We start from the raw sequence: 25,232 nt of genomic DNA on the forward strand, positions 1-25,232 counted from the left end.
CCCAGCGGCGGGGTGCGGGAGTGGATCATCCCCGCACCCCGCCGCGTCGCGCTACGGCAGGTGGGACTTGACCTCGGCCGCGGCCTCGTCGCCGTACTGCTTGGTGAAGCGCTCCATGAACTGGGCGCGGTGCAGCTCGTACTCCTGGGTGCCCGTGGTCTCGATGACCAGGGTGGCGAGCATGCAGCCGACCTGGGCGGCACGCTCGTGCGAGACGCCCCAGGACAGGCCGGAGAGGAAGCCGGCGCGGAACGCGTCGCCCACGCCCGTCGGCTCGACCTTGGCCTTCTCCTCGGGCACGCCGACCTCGACCGGGTCCTTGCCGACGGCCTCGATGCGGACGCCGTTCGGGCCGAGGGTGGTCACGCGGTGGCCGACCTTGGCGAGGATCTCGGCGTCGCTCCAGCCGGTCTTGGACTCGATGAGCCCCTTCTCGTACTCATTGGAGAACAGGTACGTCGCGCCCTCCAGGAGATTACGGATCTCGTCGCCGCCCATGCGGGCGATCTGCTGGGAGAAGTCCGCGGCGAAGGGGATCTTCCGGGAGCGGCACTCCTCCGTGTGGCGGAGCATCGCCTCCGGGTCGTCGGCGCCGATCAGGACGAGGTCCAGGCCGCCGACGCGGTCGGCGACGGTCTTGAGCTCGATGAGGCGGGCCTCGCTCATCGCGCCGGTGTAGAAGGAGCCGATCTGGTTGTGATCGGCGTCCGTGGTGCACACGAAGCGGGCCGTGTGCAGCGTCTCCGAGATGCGGACCGAGGCGGTGTCCACCCCGTGCCGGTCGAGCCAGGCGCGGTATTCGTCGAAGTCGGCGCCTGCCGCGCCGACGAGGATCGGGCCGGTGCCGAGCTGGCCCATGCCGAAGCAGATGTTGGCGGCGACGCCGCCGCGGCGGACGTCGAGGGCATCGACCAGGAAGGAGAGGGAGACCGTGTGGAGCTGGTCGGCGACCAATTGGTCGGCGAAGCGACCAGGGAAGGTCATGAGGTGGTCGGTGGCGATGGAGCCGGTGACTGCGATTCGCACGGCTGGAAGCTCCTGCAGCGAGGCGAGGGGTTGACGGTTAACGCTATCCGGTCGAACACCCAACATTGAACTGGCCAAAAATACCCAATAGTAGGTCTTTCTTCATCGGCTTAGCGGTGCATACGGTTCCGTTATGGCCGTCATCCCGAAACACAGCTCTCAGCGCAGCCCTCTGCGGCACCCCGCCGAGCACGCCACGGAACCCCTGGAGGGCGTCGAGAGCCTCGAGAACCCGGAGAACCTGGAATCGCTGCGCGGCGACTGCGCCCGCATGGTCCCGCACTGGGTGGTGCCCGTCGTTCCGGCGGCGCCCGTGCCGCCGTCGCTGATCCACGGGGTCACGGTCCCTGCCGCCTCCGCGCGTGTCATCGACGGCATGTCGGAGTACGGGGACTGAGCTCCGGCGTGCGCTGAGGGAACCGTGCGCTCCCCCGTCGCGTCCCACCGCTGTCCCCTACAGAGGGGACGGGGTGTACGCCGAAACCTCATGGGTGGGGTTTCCGGGACGGCTGGGCGTTCTAAGGAGCGATGCGGTGAGCGGCGAGCAGACGCAGGACGGACAGCGGGACGGACACCGGCGGCGGTCGGCGCTGATGGTCGCCTCGGTCGCGGCCTCGGTGCTGCTCGTGGGCGGCGGCGTGGCGTATCTGTCGGCGTCGTCCGACGAAGGGGGCCGCAAGGCGTCGGCGGGTGACGGCGGCGATCCGCCTCCGCTCACCCTCGACGGGTACGCGGGCGACCGCGACGGCCGCTCGAGCCAGGGCCCCGACGGCAGCACCGAAGGCATCGCGCCGGGCGAGCCCGACCCGAGCGGCGCGACGTACAAGGCCGTGGGCGAGTTGCCCGACGGACCCGGCTCGGCGGCCGTGCACCACGTGCGCGACGAGGTCGGCCGGGACCGGGTGAGCCGCCTCGCGAAGGCTCTCGGCCTGACCGGCACCCCGGTCGCACAGGACGGCGCCTGGCGGGTCGGGCCGGCGAACGACGGCGCGGGCCCCTCGCTCAAGGTCAGCCAGGAGGCGCCCGGCACCTGGACCTACACCCGGCACGCGGCCCCCGGCAGCGACAACTGCCTGAAGGGCAAGCGCTGTCCGGCCCCGGGACCGGACGGCTCGTCCGGCTCCGGCGCGGCCGACCGCCCCTCCCCCGACGACTCCGGCGGCGCCGTGAGCGAGGCCGCCGCGAAGAAGGCGGCCGCCCCCGTCCTGAAGGCCGCGGGCCTTGACGACGCGAAGCTCGACGCACGCCAACTCATGGGTTCCGTACGGGTGGTGAACGCCGACCCCGAGGTGGGCGGCCTGCCGACGTACGGCTGGTCGACCGGGGTCCAGGTGGGTGCCGACGGCCAAGTGGTGGGCGGCAGCGGCCACTTGACCGAGCCGGACAAGGGCGCGACGTACCCCGTCGTCGGCGCGGAGAAGGCGCTCGATCTGCTGAACAAGTCGGGCAGGGGCGACGGGCGCGGGGGCATCGCCGGCTGCGCGAGCCCGGTGCCGCACACGGACGACAAGCAAGAGGGCCGGGGCACGGGCGGCGGCGCGCCGGGCGGCGGGGGCGCGGGCGACGGCAAGAGCGCCCCGTGCGAGCCCGCGTCCACGCCGCCGAAGCCGCAGCCGATCGCGGTCGAGGACGCCGAATTCGGCCTCGCGGCACAGTTCGTGGACGGCCGCACCGCGCTCGTGCCGTCCTGGCTGTTCCAGGTGAAGCCGCAGGGCGCGCCGGAGGCCTACACGGTGACGCACCCGGCGGTGGACCCGAAGTATCTGCGGGCGCCGAGCGCGCCCGGGACCGTCGCCCCCTCGCAGGGCCCGACCTCCAGGCCCGGCGATCCGGACACCCGGACCAAGGAAGTGAAGGTCGACGGTTACGGCACGGCGGGCCGGACGCTGACCGCGTACTTCACAAGCGGGGTGTGCAGCACGTTCGCGCTGTCGGCGGACGAAAGCGGCGGGCAGGTCACCGTGAAGGTCACCGAGACCGCGAAGAAGGGCACCGTGTGCGTCGCGATGGCCCAGTTCTACGAGCTGTCGGTGAAGTTGGACAAGCCGCTCGGCGACCGGAAGGTCGTGACCGGGGACGGCACGGCGGTGCCGCGCGACGACGGCGGGCACAAGGCGAGTCCCGCGCCCCGCACCTAGCAGCCGGCGGCGGAAGTGCCAGGGGCGCAGGGGCCCCCGGGCACGACGAAGGCGGCGGCGCCCACAAGGGGTGCCGCCGCCTTCGTACGTACCACTCGGCTCAGGGCGTGGACCGCTCTGCTGAAGGGTTCGCCTTAGCTGAAGGAGTCGCCGCAGGCGCACGAGCCCGAGGCGTTCGGGTTGTCGATCGTGAAGCCCTGCTTCTCGATGGTGTCGACGAAGTCGATGGAGGCACCGCCCAGGTACGGCGCGCTCATGCGGTCGGTGACGACCTTCACACCGCCGAACTCCTTGACCACGTCGCCGTCAAGCGAGCGCTCGTCGAAGAAGAGCTGGTACCGCAGGCCCGAGCAGCCGCCCGGCTGAACGGCCACGCGCAGCGCCAGGTCGTCCCGGCCTTCCTGGTCAAGGAGGGCCTTGACCTTGCCCGCGGCGGCGTCGGACAGGAGGATGCCGTCGCTCACGGTGGTGGTCTCGTCCGATACGGACATCTGCTTCTCTCCCGGGTTGTACGGAGACTGCTTGCCGACGGTTGCAACCGGCGGGGACGCGTGTTCATTCCCATGCTCGCACACAGGCCCGCACGGGGGATGCGTCACATCGACACTATGGCCATCGTCAAACTGACGTGAAGCAGTTATGATAGATAGCGTCAATTCGACGAAAAGGATTCGTGGTGCCGGACCCCGGCCCACTCGAACGCGGCCCCCGGCCGCGTTCGTCACAGAAGAAAGGGTGTGTGTCGTGACCACCGCCCAGACCGCCGTGGACCGCACCGAGCTCGACGTACAGCCGACCCCGCTCGCCCTGCTGCTGCTCGGCCGCGAGGCCGACCCCAGGAGCGAGCGCGGCGTGGAGTGCCCCGGCGACCTGCCCTCGCCCTCGGACCCCGGCCTGGTGGAGCGCGCCCGCGCCGCCAAGGAGCGGCTCGGCGACAAGGTCTTCGTGCTCGGCCACCACTACCAGCGCGACGAGGTCATCCAGTTCGCCGACGTCACCGGTGACTCCTTCAAGCTGGCCAAGGACGCGGCCGCACGGCCGGAGGCGGAGTACATCGTCTTCTGCGGCGTGCACTTCATGGCCGAGTCCGCGGACATCCTGACCGGCGACGACCAGAAGGTCGTGCTCCCCGACCTGGCCGCGGGCTGCTCGATGGCCGACATGGCGACGGCCGAGCAGGTCGCCGAGTGCTGGGACGCGCTGACCGAGGCCGGGATCGCCGAGCGGGTCGTGCCCGTCTCGTACATGAACTCCTCCGCCGACATCAAGGCGTTCACGGGCAAGCACGGCGGCACGATCTGTACGTCGTCGAACGCGAAGCGCGCCCTGGAGTGGGCCTTCGAGCAGGGCGAGCAGGTCCTTTTCCTGCCCGACCAGCACCTCGGCCGGAACACCGCCGTGCGCGACATGGGCATGTCCCTGGAGGACTGCGTCGTCTACAACCCGCACAAGCCGAACGGCGGCCTGACCGCCGAGCAGCTGCGGAACGCGAAGATGATCCTCTGGCGCGGGCACTGCTCGGTGCACGGTCGCTTCTCGCTGGAGTCGGTCGAGGACGTGCGGGCCCGCATCCCCGGCGTGAACGTCCTCGTGCACCCGGAGTGCAAGAACGAGGTGGTGGCCGCGGCCGACCACGTCGGTTCGACCGAGCACATCATCCGGACCCTGGAGGCGGCCCCGGCCGGCTCGAAGTGGGCGATAGGCACCGAGCTGAACCTGGTCCGCCGCCTTGCGAACCGGTTCGCCGCCGAGGACAAGGAGATCGTCTTCCTCGACAAGACGGTCTGCTTCTGCTCGACCATGAACCGCATCGACCTGCCGCACCTGGTCTGGGCCCTGGAGTCGCTGGCCGACGGCAAGCTCGTCAACCGCATCGAGGTCGACCGCGAGACCGAGCAGTTCGCGAAGCTGGCCCTGGAGCGGATGCTGGCGCTGCCGTAACCCTCTCCCCACCCACCCGGTAAGGGGCGTCCGCCATTGCGGACGCCCCTTACGGCGTTCTACGGTGCCTACGGGGCCAACGTGGGCTTGCGGCCGCGTCGGCCAGCGCTCGCCTACGGTGCCTTGCGGCGCTCCTTCAGCGCCGCGCCCAGCGCCTCCAGCGCCGGAACGGACGCCAGCAGCGCTTCGCGCTGCGCCTCGCTCAGTTCCGCCAGCGCGTCGGCGAAGATCTCCGCCCAGGCGTTCTCGATCAGGGCCATGCCCTGCTCCGCCTTGAGGGTCGGCCTCAACCGCGAGACCCGGCCGTCGTCCGGGTCCTTCTCGCGCTCCAGCAGACCGCCGTTGACCAGGCCGCGCACGGTCGCGCTCACATTGCTGACCTGCATGCCCAACTCGCGGGCGAGCACCCCGACCGTGACGCCCGGCTCGGCGTGGACGTAGCGCATCAACTCCAGCTCGGAGGGCGGAAGCCGCCACAGTCCCGCCTCGTCCATCCCCTGGAAGCGCAGCACCCGCGAGAGCGTGTAGAGCGCCGGGGTCAGCTCCCTGGCCTGCCCGAAGAGGCCCTTGTCGCCCTCACGGCACCCGCTCCCGCCCCGCGCGCCCGCCGCCGCACGCCCCGGCTTCCCCTGCTGCTTCTCGTCGCTCACCCTCCCATGATACCTATAGCTATAGTTATATAACTATCTCCACTCCTGCTCCCACTCCTCCTCGAAGGGTTCTTTCGCCATGCCCTTGCTCACCGCGGCGCTCGCGCTGCTGTCCTTCATCGGTCCGCTGTCGACCGACATGTATCTGCCCGCGTTCCCGCGCATGGCCGAGGAGTTCGGCACGGACGCGTCCGGGGTGCAGCTCACGCTCACCGCGTTCCTGGTCGGCATGACGGTCGGGCATCTGGTGTTCGGAGCGCTCTCCGACCGGTACGGGCGGCGGGGGCCGCTGCTCGTGGGCGCCTTCGTGTGCGCGGCGGGCACGGCCATGTGCGCCGTGGCGCCGTCCCTGGGGTGGCTGGTCGCGCTGCGGTTCGTGACCGGGTTCAGCGGGGCCGCGGGCGTGGTGATCAGCCGGGCCGTGGTGACCGACGTCGTCCAAGGGGCCGCGGCGGCCCGCATGTTCGGGATCCTGATGACGCTCGCCGGGACAGCCCCGATCCTCGCGCCGCTCGCGGGCGGGGCCGTGATCGGGGCCGCCGGGTGGCGCGGGGTCTTCTGGGTGCTCGCCGGGGTCTCGCTGGTGGTGGCCGTCGGCGTCCTCGTGGCGGTGCCGGAGAGCCTGCCGAAGGAGCGGCGGCGGGCGGGCGGCGCGGGGCGGCTCATGGCCTCGGTGCGGGAGGTCGCGGGCGACCGGGCGTACGTCGGGTACACCCTGGCCTTCACCTTCGGCTTCGGGATGCTCTTCTGCTACATCGCCGGGTCGCCGTTCCTGCTCCAGAACGTCCTCGGGCTGAGCGTCGGCGTCTCGTCGGTGGCGTTCTCCGGCGGGGCCGTGGTCGCGACGCTGTCCAGTGCGGCGGGGGCCCGGCTCGTGGGGCGGATCGCCCCCGAAGTGCTGCTGCGCGGCGGCCTGCTGACCATGTTCGCCGGTACGTCGGCGCTGCTCGCCGTGAGCGTGGCCGGGTTCCTCGGCGTGGTCGTCTGCCTGACGCTGATGGCGCTGGTGTGCGGCGGCCTCGGCCTCGTGGTCGCGAACGCGGCGGCGCTGGCCATCGCCCGGGTGCCGGCCGCCTCCGGCACCGGCTCCGCGCTCCTCGGCACGGCCCAGAGCGCACTCGGCGCGGTGGTCGCACCACTGGTCGGCCTCGGCGGCGAGGACACGGCGGTGCCGCTGTTCGTGGGGATGACGGTGTGCGGCGGGCTCGCGGTGGCTTCGCTGCGGCTTACGCGGGGAGCGTCGGACGTGACGCCGGTGCGGGCGGAAGCGGAAGTCCGAGGCGACCGGAGGACCGGAGCCCGGGGCTACTCGCCCCGCGGCCGCACCAGGCCCGACTCGTAGGCGATGACGACGAGTTGGGCCCGGTCGCGGGCGCCGAGCTTGGCCATCGCACGGTTCACATGGGTCTTCACCGTGAGCGGGCTGACCTCCAGGCGTTCGGCGATCTCGTCGTTCGAGAGGCCGCCCGCGACCTGCACGAGGACCTCGCGCTCGCGGCCGGTGAGCGCGTCCAGGCGCTCGCTGCGGGCGGGCACGTCGCTGTCGGAACCGTCGCCCTGCGCGAGGAACTTGGCGATGAGCCCCTTCGTCGCCGCGGGTGAGAGCAGCGCCTCGCCCGCGGCCGCGATCCGGATGGCCCCGAGCAGCTCGTCCGGCTCGGCGCCCTTGCCGAGGAAGCCCGAGGCGCCCGCCCGCAGCGACTGCACGACGTACTCGTCGACCTCGAAGGTGGTCAGCATGACCACGCGTACGTGGGACATCGCCGGGTCGTCGCTGATCATCCGGGTGGCGGCGAGACCGTCGGTGCCGGGCATGCGGATGTCCATCAGGACGACGTCGGCGGACTCGGTCTTGGCGAGCCGCACCGCCTGCGCCCCGTCGGACGCCTCGCCGACGACCTCCATGTCGGGTTCGGAGTCGACGAGGACCTTGAACGCACTGCGCAGCAGCGCCTGGTCGTCGGCGAGCAGCACCCGGATCGTCACGCGGTCGTCCCTCCCTTGACCGGGGAGTGCCCCCGGTCGGCCTGTTTCGCGGTCGTGACCGGCAGGATCGCATGGACGCGGAAGCCGCCTCCGTAGCGGGGCCCCGCGCTGCACCGGCCGCCGAGGGCGCTGACGCGCTCGCGCATGCCGAGGAGTCCGTGCCCGCCGCCGCGGTCGGGGTCGTCGGGGGCCTGGGCGTCCGTCCCCGCTCCGTCGTCCAGGACGGTGACCTCCAGGTTCGGCCCCACGCGTACGACGCTGACCTCCGCCTTGGCGTGCTCCCCCGCGTGCTTCTGCACGTTGGTGAGGGCCTCCTGGATGATCCGGTACGCGGCCAGGTCGACGGCGGCCGGGAGTGACAGGTCGGCGTCTCCTCGGGCCACGTCGACGGGCAGGCCCGCGTGCCGGAAGGTGTCGACGAGGTCGTCGAGGCGGCCGAGGCCGGGCGCGGGCTCGGTGGGGGCCTCGGGGTCGCCGGTCTGGCGCAGCAGGCCGACGGTGGCGCGGAGCTCGCCGAGCGCGGAGCGGCTGGCGTCGCGGACGTGGGCGAGGGCCTCCTTGGCCTGGTCGGGCCGCTTGTCCATGACGTGCGCGGCGACTCCGGCCTGCACGTTGACCAGGGCGATGTGGTGGGCGACGACGTCGTGCAGATCGCGGGCGATGCGCAGCCGCTCCTCCGCGACGCGGCGCCGCGCCTCCTCCTCGCGGGTGCGCTCCGCGCGCTCGGCCCGCTCCCTCATGGCGTCGACGAAGGCGCGGCGGCTGCGGACTGCGTCGCCCGCGGCGGCGGCCATGCCGGACCAGGCGAAGATGCCGAGGTTCTCCTGCGCGTACCAGGGCAGGGGTCCGGCCAGCATCGCGACGCCGGTCAGGCCGGTCATGGTGACCAGGCCGACGCGCCAGGTGGTGGGGCGGTTGGTGCTGGCGGCGACCGTATAGAGGGCGATGACGGCGCCCATCACGACCGGGGCGCGCGGGCCGCTCGTCACCAGCTCCACGATGGAGAGGCCGGAGGTGGCCGCGAGCACGATCCACGGGGCGCGGCGGCGGAAGACGAGGGCGAGGGCCGCGAGGGCCATGAGGGTGAGGCTCAGGCCGCCCGGGGAGTGCACGTTCCAGGTGGAACCGCGCTCCCCATAGGGCTCCGCGAAGGAGCCGATGACCATGCAGACGAGGGCGACGGCCGCGAGGATCGCGTCGACGGCCAACGGGTGCGTTCTGGCCCAGCCGCGGCACCGTTCAAAGTTGGTCACGTGCTAAACGGTACGGCGCCGTTCCGGCAGGGGGAACGGAAAGGGGGTTCCCTGGAGCGGGGTTGACGCGCGGGCTTGACGTGCCTGCCGCCGGACCCGGGTGACCCGACGGCGTCCTGACGGGCTAGCCGGGGATGAGGCCGTCGTCGGAGAGCATGGCGCGCACCTCGTCGAGGGTCGCGTCGGGTGCGGGGAGGATCAGCTCTGAGGGTTCGAGCGCGTCGTCGGGCAACGCGTCGCCGAGCTCCCGCACCTTGTCGAGGAGAGCGTGCAGGGTCCGGCGGAAGCCTTCCTGGTCCCCGCTCTCCATCTCCTCCAGAAGCTCGTCGTCCAACTTGTTCAGTTCGGCGAAGTGGCTGTCCGCCAGCTTCACCTGCCCCTCCCCCATGATCCGTACGATCATGACGCCCTCCTCGGACGTGAGCGGTTCGGTCACAGCGCTACTGAATGCTGCTGCCTACTGCCTGGAGAACACGCGATCTACTGCTTGTCGAAGCGGGGGGTGTCCTGCGGCTGTCCCTGCTGGGTCTGACCGCCCTTGCCGCCCTCGATGGCCTGCTGCGACGCGCTGGAACCGCCGGCCAGCTCGGCCTTCATGCGCTGCAGCTCCAGCTCTACATCTGTACCACCGGAGAGGCGGTCCAGCTCGGACTGGATGTCGTCCTTGGCGAGACCGGAGGAGTCGTCGAGGGCGCCGGAGGCGAGCAGCTCGTCGATCGCGCCGGCCCGCGCCTGGAGCGTCGCGGTCTTGTCCTCGGCGCGCTGGATGGCCATGCCGACGTCGCCCATCTCCTCGGAGATGCCGGAGAAGGCCTCGCCGATGCGGGTCTGGGCCTCGGCGGCGGTGTACGTCGCCTTGATGGTCTCCTTCTTCGTACGGAAGGCGTCCACCTTGGCCTGGAGGCGCTGGGCCGCGAGGGTGAGCTTCTCCTCCTCGCCCTGGAGCGTCTGGTGCTGCACCTCCAGGTCGCTGACCTGCTGCTGGAGGGCGGCGCGGCGGGACAGGGCCTCACGGGCCAGGTCCTCGCGGCCGAGGGCGAGGGCCTTGCGGCCCTGGTCCTCCAGGGTGGAGGACTGCTTCTGGAGCTGGTTGAGCTGCAGCTCGAGACGCTTGCGGGAGGTCGCCACGTCGGCGACGCCGCGGCGCACCTTCTGCAGCAGTTCCAGCTGCTTCTGGTACGAGTAATCGAGGGTTTCGCGCGGGTCCTCGGCCCGGTCAAGGGCCTTGTTCGCCTTCGCGCGGAAGATCATCCCCATACGCTTCATGACACCGCTCATGGGCTTCGCGCGCCCCCTTCTGACGGACTTCCAGCTCCAGCTACTGCAACAGAACCCACGGTACGGGGTCTGTATCCATTACCGCACTGTTCGCGGGCGGATGCGCTCATCCCCAAGGACGACTGCTCTGCCCGACTCTCCGGCGCAAGGAGTAGGTGCACCCCTGGGAAACTGCCCGCAAGGCCCCTTTAGCCACATAATCAAGACGCTCGGTGTTGCGGGATCGTTCCCCATGTGGCTGGGGTCCATGCCCCGCACCACGTACCCTTGGATTTTGTGTTCCGTAGCCGATCCAAGGACGAGAAGGCCCCGGCAGCCAAGGCCCCGGTGACCGACGATTCGTCCGCGCAGACCCGTGACCCGCAGGCCCCCAAGGGCCGCCCCACCCCCAAGCGCGCCTTGGCACAGTCCCAGCGCCGCAGCGTGATGAACGCGCCGACGACGCGCAAGGAGGCCGCCAAGCGTTCGCGCGAGGAGCGACGCACCCAGATGGCCAAGCAGCGCGAGGCGCTGGCCAGCGGTGACGAGCGGTTCCTGCCCGCGCGGGACAAGGGTCCGGTGCGCAAGTTCGCCCGTGAGTTCATCGACTCGCGGTTCAACGTCGCCGAGTTCTTCCTGCCCATGGCCGTGGTCATCCTCGTCCTGAGCATGGTCCGCATCCCGCAGCTGCAGAACATCGCGCTGCTGCTGTGGCTCGTCGTGATCGTCCTGATCGTGCTCGACTCCGTGGCCAACGTCTTCCGGCTGAAGAAGAAGCTCGCCGAGCGCTTCCCCGACGAGAACAGGAAGGGCGCCGTCGCGTACGCCCTCATGCGCAGCCTCCAGATGCGCCGCCTGCGGCTGCCCAAGCCCAAGGGCAAGCGCGGAGCGCGGCCCTGAGCCAGGACCAGGGCGCGAGCCCTGAGGACCTGATCACGGGCCCCGGTGCCCGTGCAGCCGTCCGGCTCGAACTGGTCGGACGGCAGCTCGACGAGCGGATCGCGGCGCGGTTCCCGGTGGGACGGCGGCTGCGCGTGCTCGACGTCGGCATGGGCCGCGGGACGCAGGCGCTGCGCCTGGCCCGTGGCGGGCACGAGGTCACGGGCGTCGAGCGGGACCCGGACCACCTCGCCGCGGTGCGGGCGGCCGTGGCCGCCGAGCCCGAGGGCATCCGGTCACGGATGCGGGTCGTCGAGGGCGACGGTCGGGACACCGGGGTGCACTTCCGGCCCGGCAGCTTCGATGTCGTGCTGTGCCACGGCGGTCTCATGCACGTCGAGGAGCCCGACGCGCTGCTCGCCGGCCTCGGCCGGATGCTGGCGCCCGGCGGGCTGCTTTCCCTGGTCGTACGCAACGCCGACGCCCTGGCCATGCGGCCCGGGCTGCGCGCGGACTGGGGCGGGGCGCTCGCCGCCTTCGGCGCGGACACGTACCGCGACGAGTCCGGCGCCGAGGTGCGTGCGCATCGGCTCGACGCGGTGGGCCAGGCGCTGGCGGGGATCGCGGCGCCGCTGGTCGCCTGGTACGGCGTGCGCGTCTTCTCCGAGGCCACCGAGATCCCGGAGGCGGGGCCCGAGCTCGACGCGCTGCTTGCCGCCGAGGCGCGGGCCGGGCGGGTCGAGCCGTACCGGCGGGTGGCGAGCATGCTGCACCTGTGCGGAGGGCGGGACTGAGCGTCCCGCCGCCGCCCGAAGGGCCCCGCCCACCGTTTGGGCGCTCTGCGCAGGACTGGCGTGGCGTCGGCGCATGAGACTCGGCGTATGAGAGTGCTGCGTACGCGAGTGATGGTGACGTCGGCCGCCGCGGCCCTGGTCGCGCTGGTCGCGGGATGTTCCGGCGGCGGCAACGGGGACGACGGTGAAAGGGCGGGGCGTTCGACCACGCAGGCCGCGCCCGCCGCGGCGAGCGACCTTCAGGACGACTACCAGAAGGTCATCAAGGACGTGCTGCCGTCCGTCGTACAGATCGAGGCGGGCGACAGTCTCGGCTCCGGTGTGACGTACGACGACGAGGGCCACATCGTCACCAACGCCCATGTCGTGGGGAACGAGAAGTCGTTCCGGGTGACCACGGCCACCGGTGAGCAGCCGCTCACCGCGAAGCTCGTGTCGGCGTACCCCGAACAGGACCTCGCCGTCATCAAGCTGGACACCGTGCCGAAGGGCCTGAAAGCAGCCGACTTCGGGGACTCCTCGAAGGTCGAGGTCGGCCAGATCGTGCTCGCGATGGGGTCGCCGCTCGGCCTGTCGTCGAGCGTCACCCAGGGCATCGTCTCGGCGACCGGACGCACCGTCAGCGAGGGCCGCGACGGCGGCGGGACCGGCGCGACGATCGCGAACATGGTGCAGACGTCCGCCGCGATCAACCCGGGCAACAGCGGTGGCGCCCTCGTCGACCTCGACGGCCGGGTCATCGGCATCCCGACGCTCGCCGCGACCGACCCCGACATGGGCGACGGCGCCGCGCCCGGCATCGGCTTCGCGATCCCCGCGTCCATGGTGAAGACGGTGGCCGACCAGATCGTGAAGAGCGGCCGGGTCACCGACTCGGGCCGCGCCGCCCTCGGCATCACCGCCCGCACCGTGCTCGGCGACGACTACCGCCCCGCGGGCGTGGCGATCGTCGACGTACGCGACGGCGGCGCCGCGGACAAGGCGGGCCTGCGCCCCGGCGACATCCTCACCGTGCTCGGCGACACCCCGATCACCACCCTCACCTCCCTCTCCGAGGCCCTCGCGGCGGACAAGCCGGGCGACAAGGAGCGGGTGACGTACGTACGCGACGGCGACGAGGAGACGGCCGAGGTCACGCTCGGCGAGATGTAGGCCGAGGGCCTCAAGCGGGTTGGCGGCCCTCCGTGCGGCACAGGGTGGTCGGCCTGTGCCGCACAGGGGCTGTCGGGCGCGGGGGCCCGGCCGGGCGCAGGTGCGGCGGGCACAGGCACGGCGGATCGGGCCGCGTGCACTGCACACCCACCGGGCACAGGCACGACCGGCGGAACGGGCCACCCACCGCCGTGCACGGCGGACAGCACGCCTGACGGCACGGGGCATACGGGGCGGAAAGGGGACGCCCGACACGCAGCCACACGCGGCCGGCGGGGGCGACGGCCCAGGCACGGCCCGCACACAGCCACGCGCGGTCGCGGGGGCTACAGCCCAGGCACGGGCCGCACGCGGCCGGCGGGGGCGAGGGCGGGTGCGGCTTGCGCCCGCCGCCGCCGGGACCCGCAGGTCACGGCACCCCGGGCCCCGCCCAAGGCGCCCCCGCCAGGCTTACGCGTCCTGGGCGTGCAGGCTCATCTGTCCGTAGATCTCCGTGGTGTCCTCGAAGAGGGACACCTGGTCCGCGCCGCCCTCGAGGAGGTCCTTCCAGTGTTCGCCGATCCAGGATTCCGCGTCTCCCTGGGTGGTGAACTCCTCGGGCTGCACGGCAGGCTGGACCTCCGTCCCGTCCGCCTTCTCGAACCGCCACGTCCATGCCGCCATGTCAGCCTCCCGAGGTCCAGTGGGTGTCCCGGCAGCCGCACGGAGCGGCGACCGGAGCCGCTTGAAGCCTAGCCGGGCGCGCGGCACCGGGGGCGACGCGGGAGGATCTTCCTGTGGAACTGACTCTGCTCGGCACCGGAGCCCCCGAAGGACTGCCGCGCCCCGGCTGCCCCTGCGCCGTGTGCGCGACCGCGCTCGGGGACGCCGCGCGCGCCGCGACCGCGCTCCTGGTCGACGGCGTGCTGCTGCTCGACCTCACGCCCGGCGCCGCCTTCGCCGCCGCCCGCGCCGGGCACTCCCTCGGCGGGGTGCGCCAAGTACTGCTCTCGCACCCGCACGACGGCCCCGCCGTGGAGGTGCCCGCCGGGCTACCGCAGCCCGGACGCGTGCCCGACGGCCGTGAGCTGGCGCTCCTGACCGGCCACCGGGTGCGCGCGATCGCGACGGACGCGCCCGGCACCGGCTACGAGGTGACCGGGCCCGACGGCGACCGCCTGCTGTACCTGCCCCCGGGTGCCGCGCCCGCCGGCTTCCCCGAGGAGCAGGCCCCGTACGAGATGGTCGTCGCCGACGTCCTCGGGCGCCCCGACGGCCTGGCCCGGCTGCGGGCGGCCGGCGGCGTGACCCCGACGACCGACGTCCTCGCCGTCCACATCGGCCACGAGGTGCCCGCCGGGCCCGAGCTGACGCGGCGGCTCGCGGCGGCCGGCGCGCGGGCGGTCCCCGACGGCACGACGCTGACCGTCGGCGCGTACGAGGACGTACCGGACCTGCCGCGCCGCACCCTCGTCCTGGGCGGCGCCCGCTCCGGCAAGTCGGTGGAGGCGGAGCGGCGTCTGGAGGCCTTCCCCGATGTGCTGTACGTGGCCACGGGCGGGAGCCGGGGCGGCGACTCCGAGTGGACGGAGCGGGTGCGCGTGCACCGCGAGCGGCGTCCCGGTTCCTGGCGGACCACGGAGACCTGCGACCTCGTACCGCTGCTCACGGAGCCCGGACCGCCGCTGCTCGTGGACTGTCTGTCGCTGTGGCTGACGCATGTGATGGACGACGTGAATGCGTGGGACGACGCCGAGTGGGCGGGCGGCGGGGAGCGGTCGCTGCGCAAGCGGGTCACGGAGCTGACGGACGCGGTGCGCGCCACCCGGCGCGGTGTCGTCGCTGTCTCCAACGAGGTCGGCTCGGGCATCGTGCCCGCTACCGCGTCGGGCCGCCGCTACCGCGACGAACTCGGCCGCCTCAACGCCGCGTTCGCCTCCGAGTGCGAGCACGTGCTGCTCGTGGTGGCGGGGCAGGCCCTGACGCTGCGGGGCTGAAATCCCCCGGGGGCAGCGGGAGTTCAGGCGTCCCGCTCCCTGCGGGCGATCACGCGGTACGCGTTGGCGAAGCCGGTGCGGGTGAGCAGGGGCGCGAGCAGCACGTCGGCGGCGTACGCGAGGGCGAGGAGCGGGGTGGCCGCCCACCAGGCCGCCCACCAGGCCGTCCGGCGCAGCGTGAGCCGCGACCGGCTCGGCGGCTCGGCCCGCCAAGGCGCGTCCGCCTCGGGGAGCAGCCGGTTGAGGAGCAGCGCGCAGGCCGCGCCCAGGTCGGACGGCACGTGCGGGGCGCGGCGGTCGACGTCGACGACGGTGAAGCCGAGCTCGTCCAGCTCGCGGCAGAGGTTGACGAGCGGCACGAAGTGCGCGTGGCGCGGCTGGCGGTAGGACGCCCACCACTTGCCGAGCAGGCGGGCCGAGCGGCTCTCCGGGTCCGGGGCCTCGATCAGGAGGTGCCCGCCGGGGCGCAGCGCGGTCGCGGCGGCCCGCAGTTCCGCGCGCGGGTCGGGTCGGCGCTGCAGGTAGTGGATCATGCTGAGCGCGTCGTAGCGGCCCGCGAGGTTCCCGGCGAGGTCGGTGAGGCGGCCGCGGTGGGCCTCCTCGATGCGGCCGCGCCGGGCGCCTTCCGCGAGCGCGGGGTCGCTGTCGAGGCCGTCGAAGGCGGTGTACGGCAGGACGTCCTTGGCGGCCGCCGGGAAGCGGGCGCGGCCGGTGCCCACGTCGAGCCAGCTCTCGGGCTCGTCGAACCGGCTCAGGGCGCGCACGCCCGCGAGGCTCCGGGCGCGGCCCGCCCCGGCGCGGGTGAGCAGCGCGGTCGCGCCGCCGCCGAGCCCGCGGCACAGGTCCTGCCGCCAGAAGTCCCGGTGGCCGAGGTCCTGGCGTCCCGAGCCCTGGCGGTAGAAGTCCAGGCCCTCGGCGCTGAGCCGGGGGTTCTGGAAGGTGTGGGCGCAGTCCGCGCACCGCTCAAGGGTGAAGCTGCCGGGCTTGCGCTGGATCAGGTCGGCGGTGCGCAGCCGCACCCGCAGGCGGGGCGAGCCGCACCAGGGGCAGTCGTCGCGGCGCGGCTCGTGGAGGGCGCCGGTGCCGGGAGCGGGCCGGGCGAGGTCCATGACGTACTCCTGGATGCTTGACGTACTCCTGGATGCCTGCGGTCGGCGATCGGCGATCGGACGGGGCGGTACGTAAAAGCGATACCGGCAATTCGGTAAAAACAGACTTTATGGACCGTAAGGGATGCCCCGCGTCGATTCAATGACGTCGCGGCGCGCCCGCGGCGCATGGCCGGAGCGCGCGGGGCCGTTCGCACGAACGTCGGGCCCCGCCGGTACTGTTCGCCGAATGAGCTCGCTGATTCTCGACGACTTCACCGACCTGATCGAGCGGCCCGACGGCGGGGTGCGCCGTGACGCCGAAGAGCGCAGGGAGCGCCAGGCCGTGCCGCCCGGGTCCCTCGGCCGCCTCGACGATCTCGCCGAATGGCTCTCGGCGGCGCAGGCCACCGTCCCGGTCAAGCCGATCGAGCGGCCCAAGGCCGTGCTGTTCGCGGGCGATCACGGGGTGGCGGAGCTCGGTGTCTCCGCGCGGACGGCGGGCGGCGCGGCCGCTCTCGTACGTTCCGTGCTGAGCGGCGCGAGCCCCGCGGCCGTGCTCGCGCGGCGGCTCGACGTGCCCGTGCGGGTCGTCGACATGGCGCTGGACTGCGACGCGGACGAGTTGCCCGCCGAGGTCGCCGGGCACCGGGTACGGCGTGGCTCCGGGCGCATCGACATCGAGGACGCGATGTCTCAGGAGGAGGCCGAGCGCGCGATCCAGGCGGGCATCGCGCTCGCCGACGAGGAGGCCGACTCCGGCACGGACCTGATCGTGCTCGGCGACGTCAGTGTCGGCGGTACGACACCGGCGGCGACGCTGATCGCGGCGCTGTGCGGGACGGACGCCTCCGTCGTCACCGGGCGGGGCGGGGCGCCGATCGACGACCTGGCGTGGATGCGCAAGTGCGCGGCCGTGCGGGATTCGCTGCGGCGGGCGCGGCCGGTGCTCGGCGACCAGACGCAGTTGCTCGCGGCGGTCGGCGGGGCCGATCTGGCCGCCATGACCGGGTTCCTGCTGCAGTGCGCGGTGCGGCGCACGCCGGTGATCCTCGACGGGGTCGTGTCGGCGGCCGCGGCGCTGGTGGCCCAGCGGGTCGCGTTCCGGGCGCCGGACTGGTGGCTCGCGGGGCACGACAGCGGGGAGCCGGCGCAGGCGAAGGCCCTTGACCGGATGGCTCTGGAGCCGCTGATCACCCATGGGGTGAAGGTCGGGGAGGGCGCGGGCGCCCTGCTGGCGGTGCCGCTGGTACGGGCGGCTGCCGCGCTGTCCGCCGAACTGCCTGCCGAGTAGCGCTTGGGGCGCCGCACGCGTGCGCCAGCGTCGCTAGGCCAATATCACACCAGACCGCCCCATAAGATCCCGTTTCATGGGAGATGCACGGGTAGGGGAAGAGCAGGTTCGGGCGTCCACGGTGGCCTCGCGGCGGGGGGCGGCCGTGGCCGTCTGGTATCTGCGCGCCGTCACGTTCGTGAACTTCCTCAGTGCCGTGTGGGTGTCCCTCGGCCAGGACCTGCGGCGCCACAACACGGAGAACTTCTTCACCCCGTACCTGCTCACCGCGGGCTTCGCCTCCGGCGTCTTCACGATGTTCCTGGCGATCACCATGCGGCGCCGGAAACGGGCCGCCTGGATCCTCAACTCCGTGCTCAGCGGCCTCTTCCTGCTGCTCTTCGCCTTCGCGATGTGCTTCGCGGAGATCAGGCAGTACGCGCAGAACTGGGTCTCGCTCGGCCTCACCGCGCTCTTCGTGGCCGCGCTCCTGGTGGGCCGCCGCGAGTTCTACGCGAAGGGCGACCGCTCGAACCCCAAGCTGGCGGCGGCCGTGGCGGTCGGCGGGCTGCTCGCGACGTCCCTGCTCGCCGCGTTCCTGGTGACCGTCACCAACCACGCCCACGACGACTACCGCTCGACGTTCCTCGACCGCTGGCGCTACGGCACGATGCGGCTCGTGTCGCTGGCCGCCGACGACACCCGGTTCGCCGGGATCTCCACGCCGGGCTGGGTCAACGTCACCATCAACGTGCTGAGCACGGTGCTCCTCTGCGCCGTCCTGTACGCCGCGTTCCGCTCCCGCAGGGCCGTCGACCCGCTGTCGGAGGACGACGAGGCCCGCCTGCGCGCGCTGCTCGACCGGCACGGCGAGCGCGACTCGCTCGGGTACTTCGCGCTGCGCCGCGAGAAGAGCGTGGTGTGGTCGCCGACGGGCAAGGCGGCCGTCGCGTACCGCGTCGTCAGCGGCGTCTCGCTGGCCTCCGGCGATCCCATCGGTGACCCGGAAGCCTGGCCCGGCGCCATCGAGCCCTGGCTCGCCGAGGCCCGCGAGCACGGCTGGACCCCGGCCGTGATGGGCGCGAGCGAGGAGGCGGGCACCATCTACGCCCGGCACGGCCTGGACGCCCTGGAGCTCGGTGACGAAGCGATCGTGGAAATCGCCGAGTTCACGATGGAAGGGCGGGCCATGCGCACCGTCCGGCAGGCCTACAACCGCGTGAAGCGCGCCGGTTACGAGGTCCGCATCCGCCGCCACCACGACATCCCCGCCGACGAGATGGCCTACCTCCTGGAGCGTGCCGACGACTGGCGCGACGGCGCCACCGAGCGCGGCTTCTCCATGGCGCTCGGCCGGCTCGGCGACCCCGCCGACGGGGAGTGCGTGATGCTGGAGTGCCGGGACGGCGAAGGTGAGCTGCGGGCGGTGCTGTCCTTCGTGCCGTGGGGGCCGCAGGGCCTCTCGCTCGACCTGATGCGGCGCGACCGCGACTCCGAGAACGGCCTGATGGAGTTCATGGTCATCGAGCTGCTCCAGCGCGCCGCAGAGATCCAGATCACCCAGGTGTCACTGAACTTCGCGATGTTCAGGTCGGTCTTCGAGCGTGGCTCACGGCTCGGCGCGGGCCCGGTGCTCAGGCTGTGGCGCTCGCTGCTCAGCTTCTTCTCCCGGTGGTGGCAGATCGAGTCGCTGTACCGCGCCAACGCCAAGTACCGGCCCATCTGGGAACCCCGCTTCCTTCTCTTCGAGAAGAGCGGGGACCTGCTGCGCATCGGCGTCGCCGCCGCCCGCGCCGAAGGCTTCCTTGAGGCGCCGGGCCTGCCGAAATGGCTGCACCGCACACATCTGGAGTCCCGACGATGAGCACCCTGTCCCGGCTGGCCCGTGCCGAGTGGGGGCCGCTGTACTCCGCCGTGCGCGGCGGGCTCGTCGCCCGGCGATGGCGCGCGGCCCCGATGACGCTGGCGGCCGTCTGCCTGACGGCGGCGTTCCAGTTCGTGCAGAACCAGTCCTGGGGCTACCAGTTCGTCCAGAACATCGGCTGCGTACGCGCGGAGGACCCGCTGTGGCTCGCCCTGCTGCGCACGCCGCTCTCGCTCTTCGTGCCCGCGCTCGACCTGCCGGTGTGGGGCGCGCTCGCGCAGATCCTGCTGGTCTTCGGCATCGCGGAGATCTGTCTGGGCTGGTGGCGCACGCTCGTCATCGGGTACGTGGCGACGCTCGCGGGCACGCTGTACGCGCGCGTGGGCATCGAGTTGGGCTACGACAACTGGTTCGGGCTTCCCGCGTCCGACGCGCAGGTCGCCGACACCGGCCCGTCGGCGGCGGTCGTCGGGCTCGCGGTGTTCGTGTGCTGGCGCTACCGGGCGTACTTCACGGCGGCGCTGGTGGTCGTACTGATGGTCGTGGAGGTGCTTTTCAAGAACAACCTCGCGGGCAAGGAGCACCTGGCGGCCATCGGGGCGGTTCTCGTGCTGTGCCTGCTGTCCTCGGTACGTCACCGGGGGCGCGGCGGACGTTCCGGTTCCGGACGCTCGGGCACCGCCGGGTCCGGTTTGCCGCCGATCAGGTCCTGAAACGTGCGCCGGGGGCCCGCCCAGCGCCGGTCGTGGCGGAACGCGCGCAGTCCGGCACGGGCCCGCGCGCGCGGGCGGTTGCGGTAGAACCTCCGCGCCCACGCCGATCCGGGCCGGGCAAGACGGACCGCCCCGACGAGCGCGACGAACGGCACCACCATCCCGATCAGGGCCACGCGCAGCTTCCCCTTGGCCAGCGCGATCACGGCGAAGCCGCAGTTCAGGGTGATGTTGAGGGCGAACGCGACGCGGTCGTGGCGCTCGTCCGGGGAGAGCTCGTTCACGCCGAACGGGCTGAAGCCGGTGAGGATGAGCACGACCAGGGCCGTCGTGAGGACCACGACCTCCACGCTCTTGCGGCCCTGCTCGCTCCAGTACACGTCGTCCAGGTGCAGGATCAGCGCGAACTCGTCCAGGACCAGGCCGGCGCCCAGGCCGAAGATGACGGCCGCGCACATCGACCCGAAGCTGTGCCGGCCCGCGGCGACCGCCCAGAAGCCGCCGACCAGCATCAGGAAGATGCCCGGCACCACGTGGTGGATGTGGACGTCGCCCGTCGAGATGTTGCGGAACGGGCCCTTTCCGGCGCGGATGAGGCGCGTGATGGTCCTGGTGACCAGGAAGGAGCCCACGAAGGCGACGAGGGCGAGGAGCAGGGGCAGCTTCCCCGGCTCCACGATGTTCCGGTACCACCAGTCGCTCATGGGCCCATCTTCCGTTTCGTCCCGGGCTTTCGCAGGTGGACGCGGTGCACGGAGGTAACCTCACCGGATGCCCAGACCCACCCCCGCCGACGGCCTCCGGTTCGCCTTCGGGACGCTGACCGTGGTCCCGGTGCGGGTCCGGCGGTGGGACCGGGAGGCCGCCCGCGCGGGCATGCTGTGCGCCCCGCTCGTGGGCCTCGCCGTGGGCCTGGCCGCCGCCGCGACGGGCGCGGCGCTCCTCGCCCTCGGCGCGAGCCCGCTGCTCGCCGCCGTGGCCACGGTCGCCGTGCCGGCCGCGGGCACCCGCGGCCTCCACCTGGACGGCCTCGCCGACATCGCCGACGGCCTCGGCAGCGGCAAGCCCGCCGAGGGCGCGCTGCGCGTCATGAAGCAGTCCGACATCGGCCCGTTCGGCGTGATCACCCTCGTGCTCGTGCTGTTCGCGCAGGTCGCGGCCCTCTCCGAGCTGTACGACGAGAGCTGGGCGCACGGCGCGACGGCCGCCCTGATCGCCGCCACCACGGCCCGCCTCGCCCTCACCCTCGCCGCCCGCACGGGCGTACCCCCGGCCCGCCCGGAGGGCCTGGGCGCCGCCGTCGCGGGCACGGTGCCGACCCGGGGCGCGGTCGCCGCCCTCGTCGCCGTCACCGTCGCGGCGGCAGCGGCGGGCCTGCCCGGCGGAGCGCCCCGCGTGGTCCACCACACCGCCGCCGTCCTGCTCGGCTGCGCCGCCGCCGGGCTCCTGCTGCGCCACTGCGTGCGCCGCTTCGGCGGCATCACCGGCGATGTCTTCGGCGGCCTCGCCGAGACCACCGCCACCACCGTCCTCCTTGTGCTCGCCCTCGGCCACCACGCACAGTGAGGCGCACCGCAACACTTACGGGCGTAGGCTCGCGACGGGCTTACCACCCAAAAGCCCGCAAGAACTCAAGAAAACCTCCAAAGAAAGAGGGACTTCAGCACCGTGACTGCTCTGACTCTCAGCACCGCCGCGGCGTCCGGCCTGCGCGCCGACGCGATCGTCGTCGGTGTCGCGAAAGGCGCCAAGGGCCCGGTCGTGGCCCCCGGCGCCGAGTCCGTGGACAAGGCGTACGACGGAAAGCTCGCTTCCGTCCTGGAGACCCTCGGCGCCTCGGGCGGCGAGGGCGAGGTGACGAAGCTGCCCGCCCCGTCCGGTTTCAAGGCGCCCGTCGTCCTGGCAGTCGGCCTCGGCGCGGTCCCCGAGAAGGACGCGACGTACGACCCCGAGGTGCTGCGCCGCGCCGCCGGTGCCGCAGCCCGGGCCCTCACGGGCACCAAGAAGGCCGGCTTCGCGCTGCCCGTCGAGGACGCCGGACACGCGGGCGCGATCGCGGAGGGCGCGCTCCTCGGGGCGTACTCCTTCGACGCCTACAAGGGCAACGGCGAGACCGCCACCACCGACGGCAACGCCAAGGCCGCGAAGACCGCCAAGGGCAAGGGCAAGGACGAGAAGGCCGCCAAGGCGCCGCTCGCCGATGTCGCCCTGCTCGGCGGCAAGCCGCGCGACAAGGCCTACAAGGCCGCCGTCGAGCGCGCGATCGCCGTCTCCGAAGAGCTCAACCGCGCCCGTGACCTGATCAACACCCCGCCGAACGACCTCGACCCCGAGGCCTTCGCGGCGGTGGCGACCGCCGCCGCCAAGGAACACGGCGTCAAGATCCAGGTCCTGGACGAGAAGGCGCTCGCCAAGGGCGGCTTCGGCGGCATCCTCGGCGTCGGCGTGGGCTCCGACGCCCCGCCGCGCCTGGTCAAGCTGTCGTACACGTCGACCAAGGCCAAGAAGCACCTCGCGTACATCGGCAAGGGCATCACGTACGACTCGGGCGGCATCTCGCTGAAGCCGGCCGGTCACAACGAGACCATGAAGTGCGACATGAGCGGCGCCGCCGCCGTGTTCGCGGCCGTGATCTCCGCCGCCCGGCTCGGCCTGGAGGTCAATGTCACCGGCTGGCTGGCGCTCGCCGAGAACATGCCGTCCGGCTCCGCCACCCGCCCCGGCGACGTCCTGCGGATGTACAGCGGCAAGACGGTGGAGGTCCTGAACACCGACGCCGAAGGCCGTCTGGTGCTCGCCGACGCCCTCGCGAAGGCCTCCGAGGACAAGCCCGACGCGATCGTCGACGTGGCCACGCTGACCGGCGCCATGATGATGGCCCTGGGCGGCCGCACCTTCGGCATCCTGGCCAACGACGACGCCTTCCGCACCTCGATCCACGAGATCGCGGAGGAGGTCGGCGAGCCGTCCTGGCCGATGCCGATGCCGGAGCACCTGCGCAAGGGCATGGACTCCCCCACCGCCGACATCGCCAACATGGGCGAGCGGATGGGCGGCGGCCTGGTCGCGGGCCTGTTCCTGAAGGAGTTCGTGGGCGAGGGCATCACCTGGGCCCACCTGGACATCGCGGGCCCCGCCTACAACGAGGCCGCCCCCTTCGGCTACACCCCCAAGGGCGGCACCGGTTCCGCGGTCCGCACCCTGGTACGCCTCGCGGAGCGCACGGCCGCGGGCGACCTCGGCTGATTCCGTACGCCGGGTACGGCCCCGGAAGCCTCGGCTCCGGGGCCGTACCCATGGGTGTACGCGGGCGGCAGCGCGGTGCGCGTACGCAAGGACGTGCGGATTTCGCTGTGAATGAAATCCGCATGTCCACACGTGGTCCTGACCCTGTCGACGGGCTATCGGCCCTCTCATCGCCCGGCCCGGCGTCCCGCCTGTCGCCGACAAGTGCGAAGATGGGTTCTCGGCAGGACAGGGCCCCCACCAAAGGGCCGAAGAAGAGCGGCCGAATACCAGCCGACCGACCGGTCGTCCCCGGTAAGAGGGGTCCGGCGCACGGCGCACATGCATGGAGGACGTGACGTGGCGAACGACGCCAGCACCGTTTTCGACCTAGTGATCCTCGGCGGTGGTAGCGGCGGGTACGCCGCGGCCCTGCGCGCCTCGCAGCTGGGTCTGGACGTCGCACTGATCGAGAAGAACAAGCTCGGCGGCACCTGCCTGCACAACGGCTGCATCCCCACGAAGGCCCTGCTGCACGCCGGCGAGATCGCCGACCAGGCGCGCGAGGCCGACCAGTTCGGCGTCAAGGCCACCTTCGAGGGCATCGACATCAAGGGCGTCCACAAGTACAAGGACGACGTGATCGCCGGCCTGTACAAGGGCCTGCAGGGCCTGGTCGCATCCCGCAAGGTCACCTACATCGAGGGCGAGGGCCGCCTGTCGTCCCCGACCTCCGTGGACGTGAACGGCCAGCGCGTCCAGGGCCGCCACATCCTCCTCGCGACCGGCTCCGTGCCGAAGTCGCTCCCGGGCCTGGAGATCGACGGCAACCGGATCATCTCCTCCGACCACGCGCTGGTCCTGGACCGCGTGCCGGAGTCGGCGATCATCCTCGGCGGCGGCGTCATCGGCGTCGAGTTCGCCTCCGCCTGGAAGTCCTTCGGGACCGACGTGACGGTCGTCGAGGGCCTCAAGCACCTCGTGCCCGTCGAGGACGAGAACAGCTCCAAGCTCCTTGAGCGCGCCTTCCGCAAGCGCGGCATCAAGTTCAACCTCGGCACCTTCTTCGACAAGGCCGAGTACACCGAGAACGGTGTGCGCGTGACCCTCGCCGACGGCAAGACCTTCGACGCCGAGGTGCTGCTCGTCGCCATCGGCCGCGGCCCCGTCTCGCAGGGCCTCGGGTACGAGGAGCAGGGCGTCGCGATGGACCGCGGCTATGTCCTGGTCGACGAGTACATGCAGACGAACGTGCCCACGATCTCGGCCGTCGGCGACCTGGTCCCGACGCTCCAGCTCGCGCACGTCGGCTTCGCCGAGGGCATCCTGGTGGCGGAGCGTCTCGCCGGTCTGAAGACCGTGCCGATCGACTACGACGGCGTGCCCCGGGTGACGTACTGCCACCCCGAGGTCGCCTCCGTGGGCATCACCGAGGCCAAGGCCAAGGAGATCTACGGCGCGGACAAGGTCGTCGCCCTCAAGTACAACCTCGCGGGCAACGGCAAGAGCAAGATCCTGAAGACCGCGGGCGAGATCAAGCTCGTCCAGGTAAAGGACGGTGCCGTGGTCGGCGTCCACATGGTCGGCGACCGCATGGGTGAGCAGGTGGGCGAGGCCCAGCTGATCTACAACTGGGAAGCGCTGCCGGCCGAGGTCGCCCAGCTCATCCACGCCCACCCGACGCAGAACGAGGCGCTCGGCGAGGCCCATCTCGCCCTCGCCGGCAAGCCGCTGCACTCCCACGACTGACCTTCAGTCCACGGACGCGACGACCACAGACTTCGTAATTCGTAAGGAGCAACCGAAACCATGGCGGTTTCCGTATCCCTTCCGGCGCTCGGCGAGAGCGTCACCGAGGGCACTGTCACCCGTTGGCTGAAGGCCGAGGGCGAGCGCGTCGAGGCCGACGAGCCGCTGCTCGAGGTGTCGACCGACAAGGTCGACACCGAGATCCCCTCCCCCGCCTCCGGCATCCTGGCCTCCATCAAGGTCGCCGAGGACGAGACCGTCGAGGTCG

General features: G+C 72.2%; 25 protein-coding genes. 15 read left to right on the forward strand and 10 right to left on the reverse strand.

Annotation, left to right across the window (positions count from 1 at the left end; all coding sequences use genetic code 11):
* Positions 1-51 precede the first annotated feature (51 nt).
* Positions 52-1,026 carry a carbohydrate kinase family protein gene (locus IEY91_RS38410; protein ID WP_189177443.1) on the reverse strand — a complete coding sequence of 325 codons (975 nt, stop codon included), beginning with the start codon at positions 1,024-1,026 and terminating at the stop codon, positions 52-54.
* A 172-nt stretch (positions 1,027-1,198) separates the two neighbouring features.
* Here IEY91_RS38410 and IEY91_RS38415 point away from each other — a divergent pair, with 172 nt between their 5' ends.
* Positions 1,199-1,423: a hypothetical protein gene (locus IEY91_RS38415; RefSeq protein ID WP_373288116.1), complete on the forward strand. Its 225-nt coding sequence runs from the start codon at positions 1,199-1,201 to the stop codon at positions 1,421-1,423.
* A gap of 136 nt (positions 1,424-1,559) precedes the next feature.
* The gene (locus tag IEY91_RS38420; RefSeq protein WP_189177444.1) at positions 1,560-3,164 is read left to right on the forward strand and encodes a hypothetical protein; all 1,605 of its coding nucleotides are present in this window, start codon (positions 1,560-1,562) and stop codon (positions 3,162-3,164) included.
* Positions 3,165-3,298: 134 nt separating this feature from the next.
* Here IEY91_RS38420 and IEY91_RS38425 read toward each other — a convergent pair whose 3' ends face one another.
* Positions 3,299-3,655, reverse strand: coding sequence for a HesB/IscA family protein (locus IEY91_RS38425; protein ID WP_164325734.1), 357 nt, complete (start codon positions 3,653-3,655; stop codon positions 3,299-3,301).
* A 253-nt stretch (positions 3,656-3,908) separates the two neighbouring features.
* On the opposite strand from IEY91_RS38425, the gene nadA reads away from it, so the two are divergent.
* The gene (nadA, locus tag IEY91_RS38430; protein WP_164325733.1) at positions 3,909-5,105 is read left to right on the forward strand and encodes a quinolinate synthase NadA; all 1,197 of its coding nucleotides are present in this window, start codon (positions 3,909-3,911) and stop codon (positions 5,103-5,105) included.
* Between the two features lie 113 nt (positions 5,106-5,218).
* Here the strand turns inward: nadA and IEY91_RS38435 are convergent, their stop codons facing one another.
* Positions 5,219-5,755, reverse strand: coding sequence for a MarR family winged helix-turn-helix transcriptional regulator (locus tag IEY91_RS38435; protein WP_189177445.1), 537 nt, complete (start codon positions 5,753-5,755; stop codon positions 5,219-5,221).
* Positions 5,756-5,834: 79 nt separating this feature from the next.
* Here IEY91_RS38435 and IEY91_RS38440 point away from each other — a divergent pair, with 79 nt between their 5' ends.
* Positions 5,835-7,097 (forward strand): multidrug effflux MFS transporter, encoded by a 1,263-nt coding sequence (locus tag IEY91_RS38440; RefSeq protein ID WP_229697520.1) that lies wholly within the window; start codon positions 5,835-5,837, stop codon positions 7,095-7,097.
* On the opposite strand, the gene IEY91_RS38445 is transcribed toward IEY91_RS38440, so the two are convergent.
* From IEY91_RS38445 to IEY91_RS38460, 4 genes are all read right to left on the reverse strand, one after another.
* Positions 7,061-7,741, reverse strand: a complete 681-nt coding sequence (locus tag IEY91_RS38445; RefSeq protein WP_164325731.1) for a response regulator — start codon at positions 7,739-7,741, stop codon at positions 7,061-7,063. The two genes, IEY91_RS38440 and IEY91_RS38445, sit on opposite strands and share 37 nt — an antisense overlap.
* A complete protein-coding gene (locus tag IEY91_RS38450) occupies positions 7,738-8,994 on the reverse strand; it encodes a sensor histidine kinase (protein WP_229697521.1) in 1,257 nt (418 codons plus the stop codon). The genes IEY91_RS38445 and IEY91_RS38450 overlap by 4 nt, the downstream gene beginning before the upstream one ends.
* Positions 8,995-9,118: 124 nt before the next feature.
* The gene (pspAA, locus tag IEY91_RS38455) at positions 9,119-9,397 is read right to left on the reverse strand and encodes a PspA-associated protein PspAA (protein WP_164328607.1); all 279 of its coding nucleotides are present in this window, start codon (positions 9,395-9,397) and stop codon (positions 9,119-9,121) included.
* A gap of 77 nt (positions 9,398-9,474) precedes the next feature.
* Positions 9,475-10,272 (reverse strand): PspA/IM30 family protein, encoded by a 798-nt coding sequence (locus IEY91_RS38460; RefSeq protein ID WP_164325730.1) that lies wholly within the window; start codon positions 10,270-10,272, stop codon positions 9,475-9,477.
* A gap of 276 nt (positions 10,273-10,548) precedes the next feature.
* Here IEY91_RS38460 and IEY91_RS38465 point away from each other — a divergent pair, with 276 nt between their 5' ends.
* From IEY91_RS38465 to IEY91_RS38475, 3 genes are all read left to right on the forward strand, one after another.
* Positions 10,549-11,151, forward strand: a complete 603-nt coding sequence (locus IEY91_RS38465; protein WP_229697523.1) for a DUF3043 domain-containing protein — start codon at positions 10,549-10,551, stop codon at positions 11,149-11,151.
* A 71-nt stretch (positions 11,152-11,222) separates the two neighbouring features.
* Positions 11,223-11,924, forward strand: coding sequence for a class I SAM-dependent methyltransferase (locus IEY91_RS38470; protein WP_164328605.1), 702 nt, complete (start codon positions 11,223-11,225; stop codon positions 11,922-11,924).
* 87 nt (positions 11,925-12,011) lie between these two features.
* Positions 12,012-13,076: a S1C family serine protease gene (locus IEY91_RS38475; RefSeq protein WP_189177447.1), complete on the forward strand. Its 1,065-nt coding sequence runs from the start codon at positions 12,012-12,014 to the stop codon at positions 13,074-13,076.
* Positions 13,077-13,526: 450 nt separating this feature from the next.
* On the opposite strand, the gene IEY91_RS38480 is transcribed toward IEY91_RS38475, so the two are convergent.
* Positions 13,527-13,739, reverse strand: a complete 213-nt coding sequence (locus IEY91_RS38480) for a hypothetical protein (RefSeq protein WP_164325728.1) — start codon at positions 13,737-13,739, stop codon at positions 13,527-13,529.
* A 113-nt stretch (positions 13,740-13,852) separates the two neighbouring features.
* Between IEY91_RS38480 and IEY91_RS38485 the strand changes: the two genes are divergently transcribed.
* Entirely contained in the window at positions 13,853-15,052 is a 1,200-nt protein-coding gene (locus IEY91_RS38485; RefSeq protein WP_189177448.1) for a bifunctional adenosylcobinamide kinase/adenosylcobinamide-phosphate guanylyltransferase, read from the forward strand.
* Between the two features lie 23 nt (positions 15,053-15,075).
* Here the strand turns inward: IEY91_RS38485 and IEY91_RS38490 are convergent, their stop codons facing one another.
* Positions 15,076-16,161 carry a class I SAM-dependent methyltransferase gene (locus IEY91_RS38490; RefSeq protein ID WP_189177449.1) on the reverse strand — a complete coding sequence of 362 codons (1,086 nt, stop codon included), beginning with the start codon at positions 16,159-16,161 and terminating at the stop codon, positions 15,076-15,078.
* A 229-nt stretch (positions 16,162-16,390) separates the two neighbouring features.
* On the opposite strand from IEY91_RS38490, the gene cobT reads away from it, so the two are divergent.
* The 3 genes from cobT to IEY91_RS38505 all read left to right on the forward strand — a co-directional run bounded on the left by cobT (position 16,391) and on the right by IEY91_RS38505 (position 19,990).
* Positions 16,391-17,434: a nicotinate-nucleotide--dimethylbenzimidazole phosphoribosyltransferase gene (gene cobT / locus IEY91_RS38495; RefSeq protein WP_189177450.1), complete on the forward strand. Its 1,044-nt coding sequence runs from the start codon at positions 16,391-16,393 to the stop codon at positions 17,432-17,434.
* 76 nt (positions 17,435-17,510) lie between these two features.
* A complete protein-coding gene (locus tag IEY91_RS38500) occupies positions 17,511-19,277 on the forward strand; it encodes a phosphatidylglycerol lysyltransferase domain-containing protein (protein WP_189177451.1) in 1,767 nt (588 codons plus the stop codon).
* The gene (locus IEY91_RS38505) at positions 19,274-19,990 is read left to right on the forward strand and encodes a hypothetical protein (protein ID WP_164325723.1); all 717 of its coding nucleotides are present in this window, start codon (positions 19,274-19,276) and stop codon (positions 19,988-19,990) included. Before IEY91_RS38500 ends, IEY91_RS38505 begins: the two co-directional genes overlap by 4 nt.
* Here the strand turns inward: IEY91_RS38505 and IEY91_RS38510 are convergent.
* Positions 19,912-20,694: a G protein-coupled receptor family protein gene (locus IEY91_RS38510; RefSeq protein WP_164325722.1), complete on the reverse strand. Its 783-nt coding sequence runs from the start codon at positions 20,692-20,694 to the stop codon at positions 19,912-19,914. The two genes, IEY91_RS38505 and IEY91_RS38510, sit on opposite strands and share 79 nt — an antisense overlap.
* Before the next feature lie 67 nt (positions 20,695-20,761).
* Here IEY91_RS38510 and IEY91_RS38515 point away from each other — a divergent pair, with 67 nt between their 5' ends.
* The 4 genes from IEY91_RS38515 to IEY91_RS38530 all read left to right on the forward strand — a co-directional run.
* The gene (locus tag IEY91_RS38515) at positions 20,762-21,556 is read left to right on the forward strand and encodes an adenosylcobinamide-GDP ribazoletransferase (protein ID WP_189177452.1); all 795 of its coding nucleotides are present in this window, start codon (positions 20,762-20,764) and stop codon (positions 21,554-21,556) included.
* A 102-nt stretch (positions 21,557-21,658) separates the two neighbouring features.
* Positions 21,659-23,236 carry a leucyl aminopeptidase gene (locus tag IEY91_RS38520; protein WP_189177453.1) on the forward strand — a complete coding sequence of 526 codons (1,578 nt, stop codon included), beginning with the start codon at positions 21,659-21,661 and terminating at the stop codon, positions 23,234-23,236.
* A 339-nt stretch (positions 23,237-23,575) separates the two neighbouring features.
* Complete coding sequence (gene lpdA / locus IEY91_RS38525) at positions 23,576-24,964, forward strand: dihydrolipoyl dehydrogenase (protein ID WP_164325719.1); 1,389 nt, start codon at positions 23,576-23,578, stop codon at positions 24,962-24,964.
* A gap of 60 nt (positions 24,965-25,024) precedes the next feature.
* Positions 25,025-25,232, forward strand: a 208-nt coding sequence (locus tag IEY91_RS38530) for a biotin/lipoyl-containing protein (RefSeq protein ID WP_306309953.1), incomplete at its 3' end; no start/stop codon positions are given.

The organism is Streptomyces lasiicapitis (assembly GCF_014646335.1).
Taxonomy (GTDB): domain Bacteria; phylum Actinomycetota; class Actinomycetes; order Streptomycetales; family Streptomycetaceae; genus Streptomyces; species Streptomyces lasiicapitis.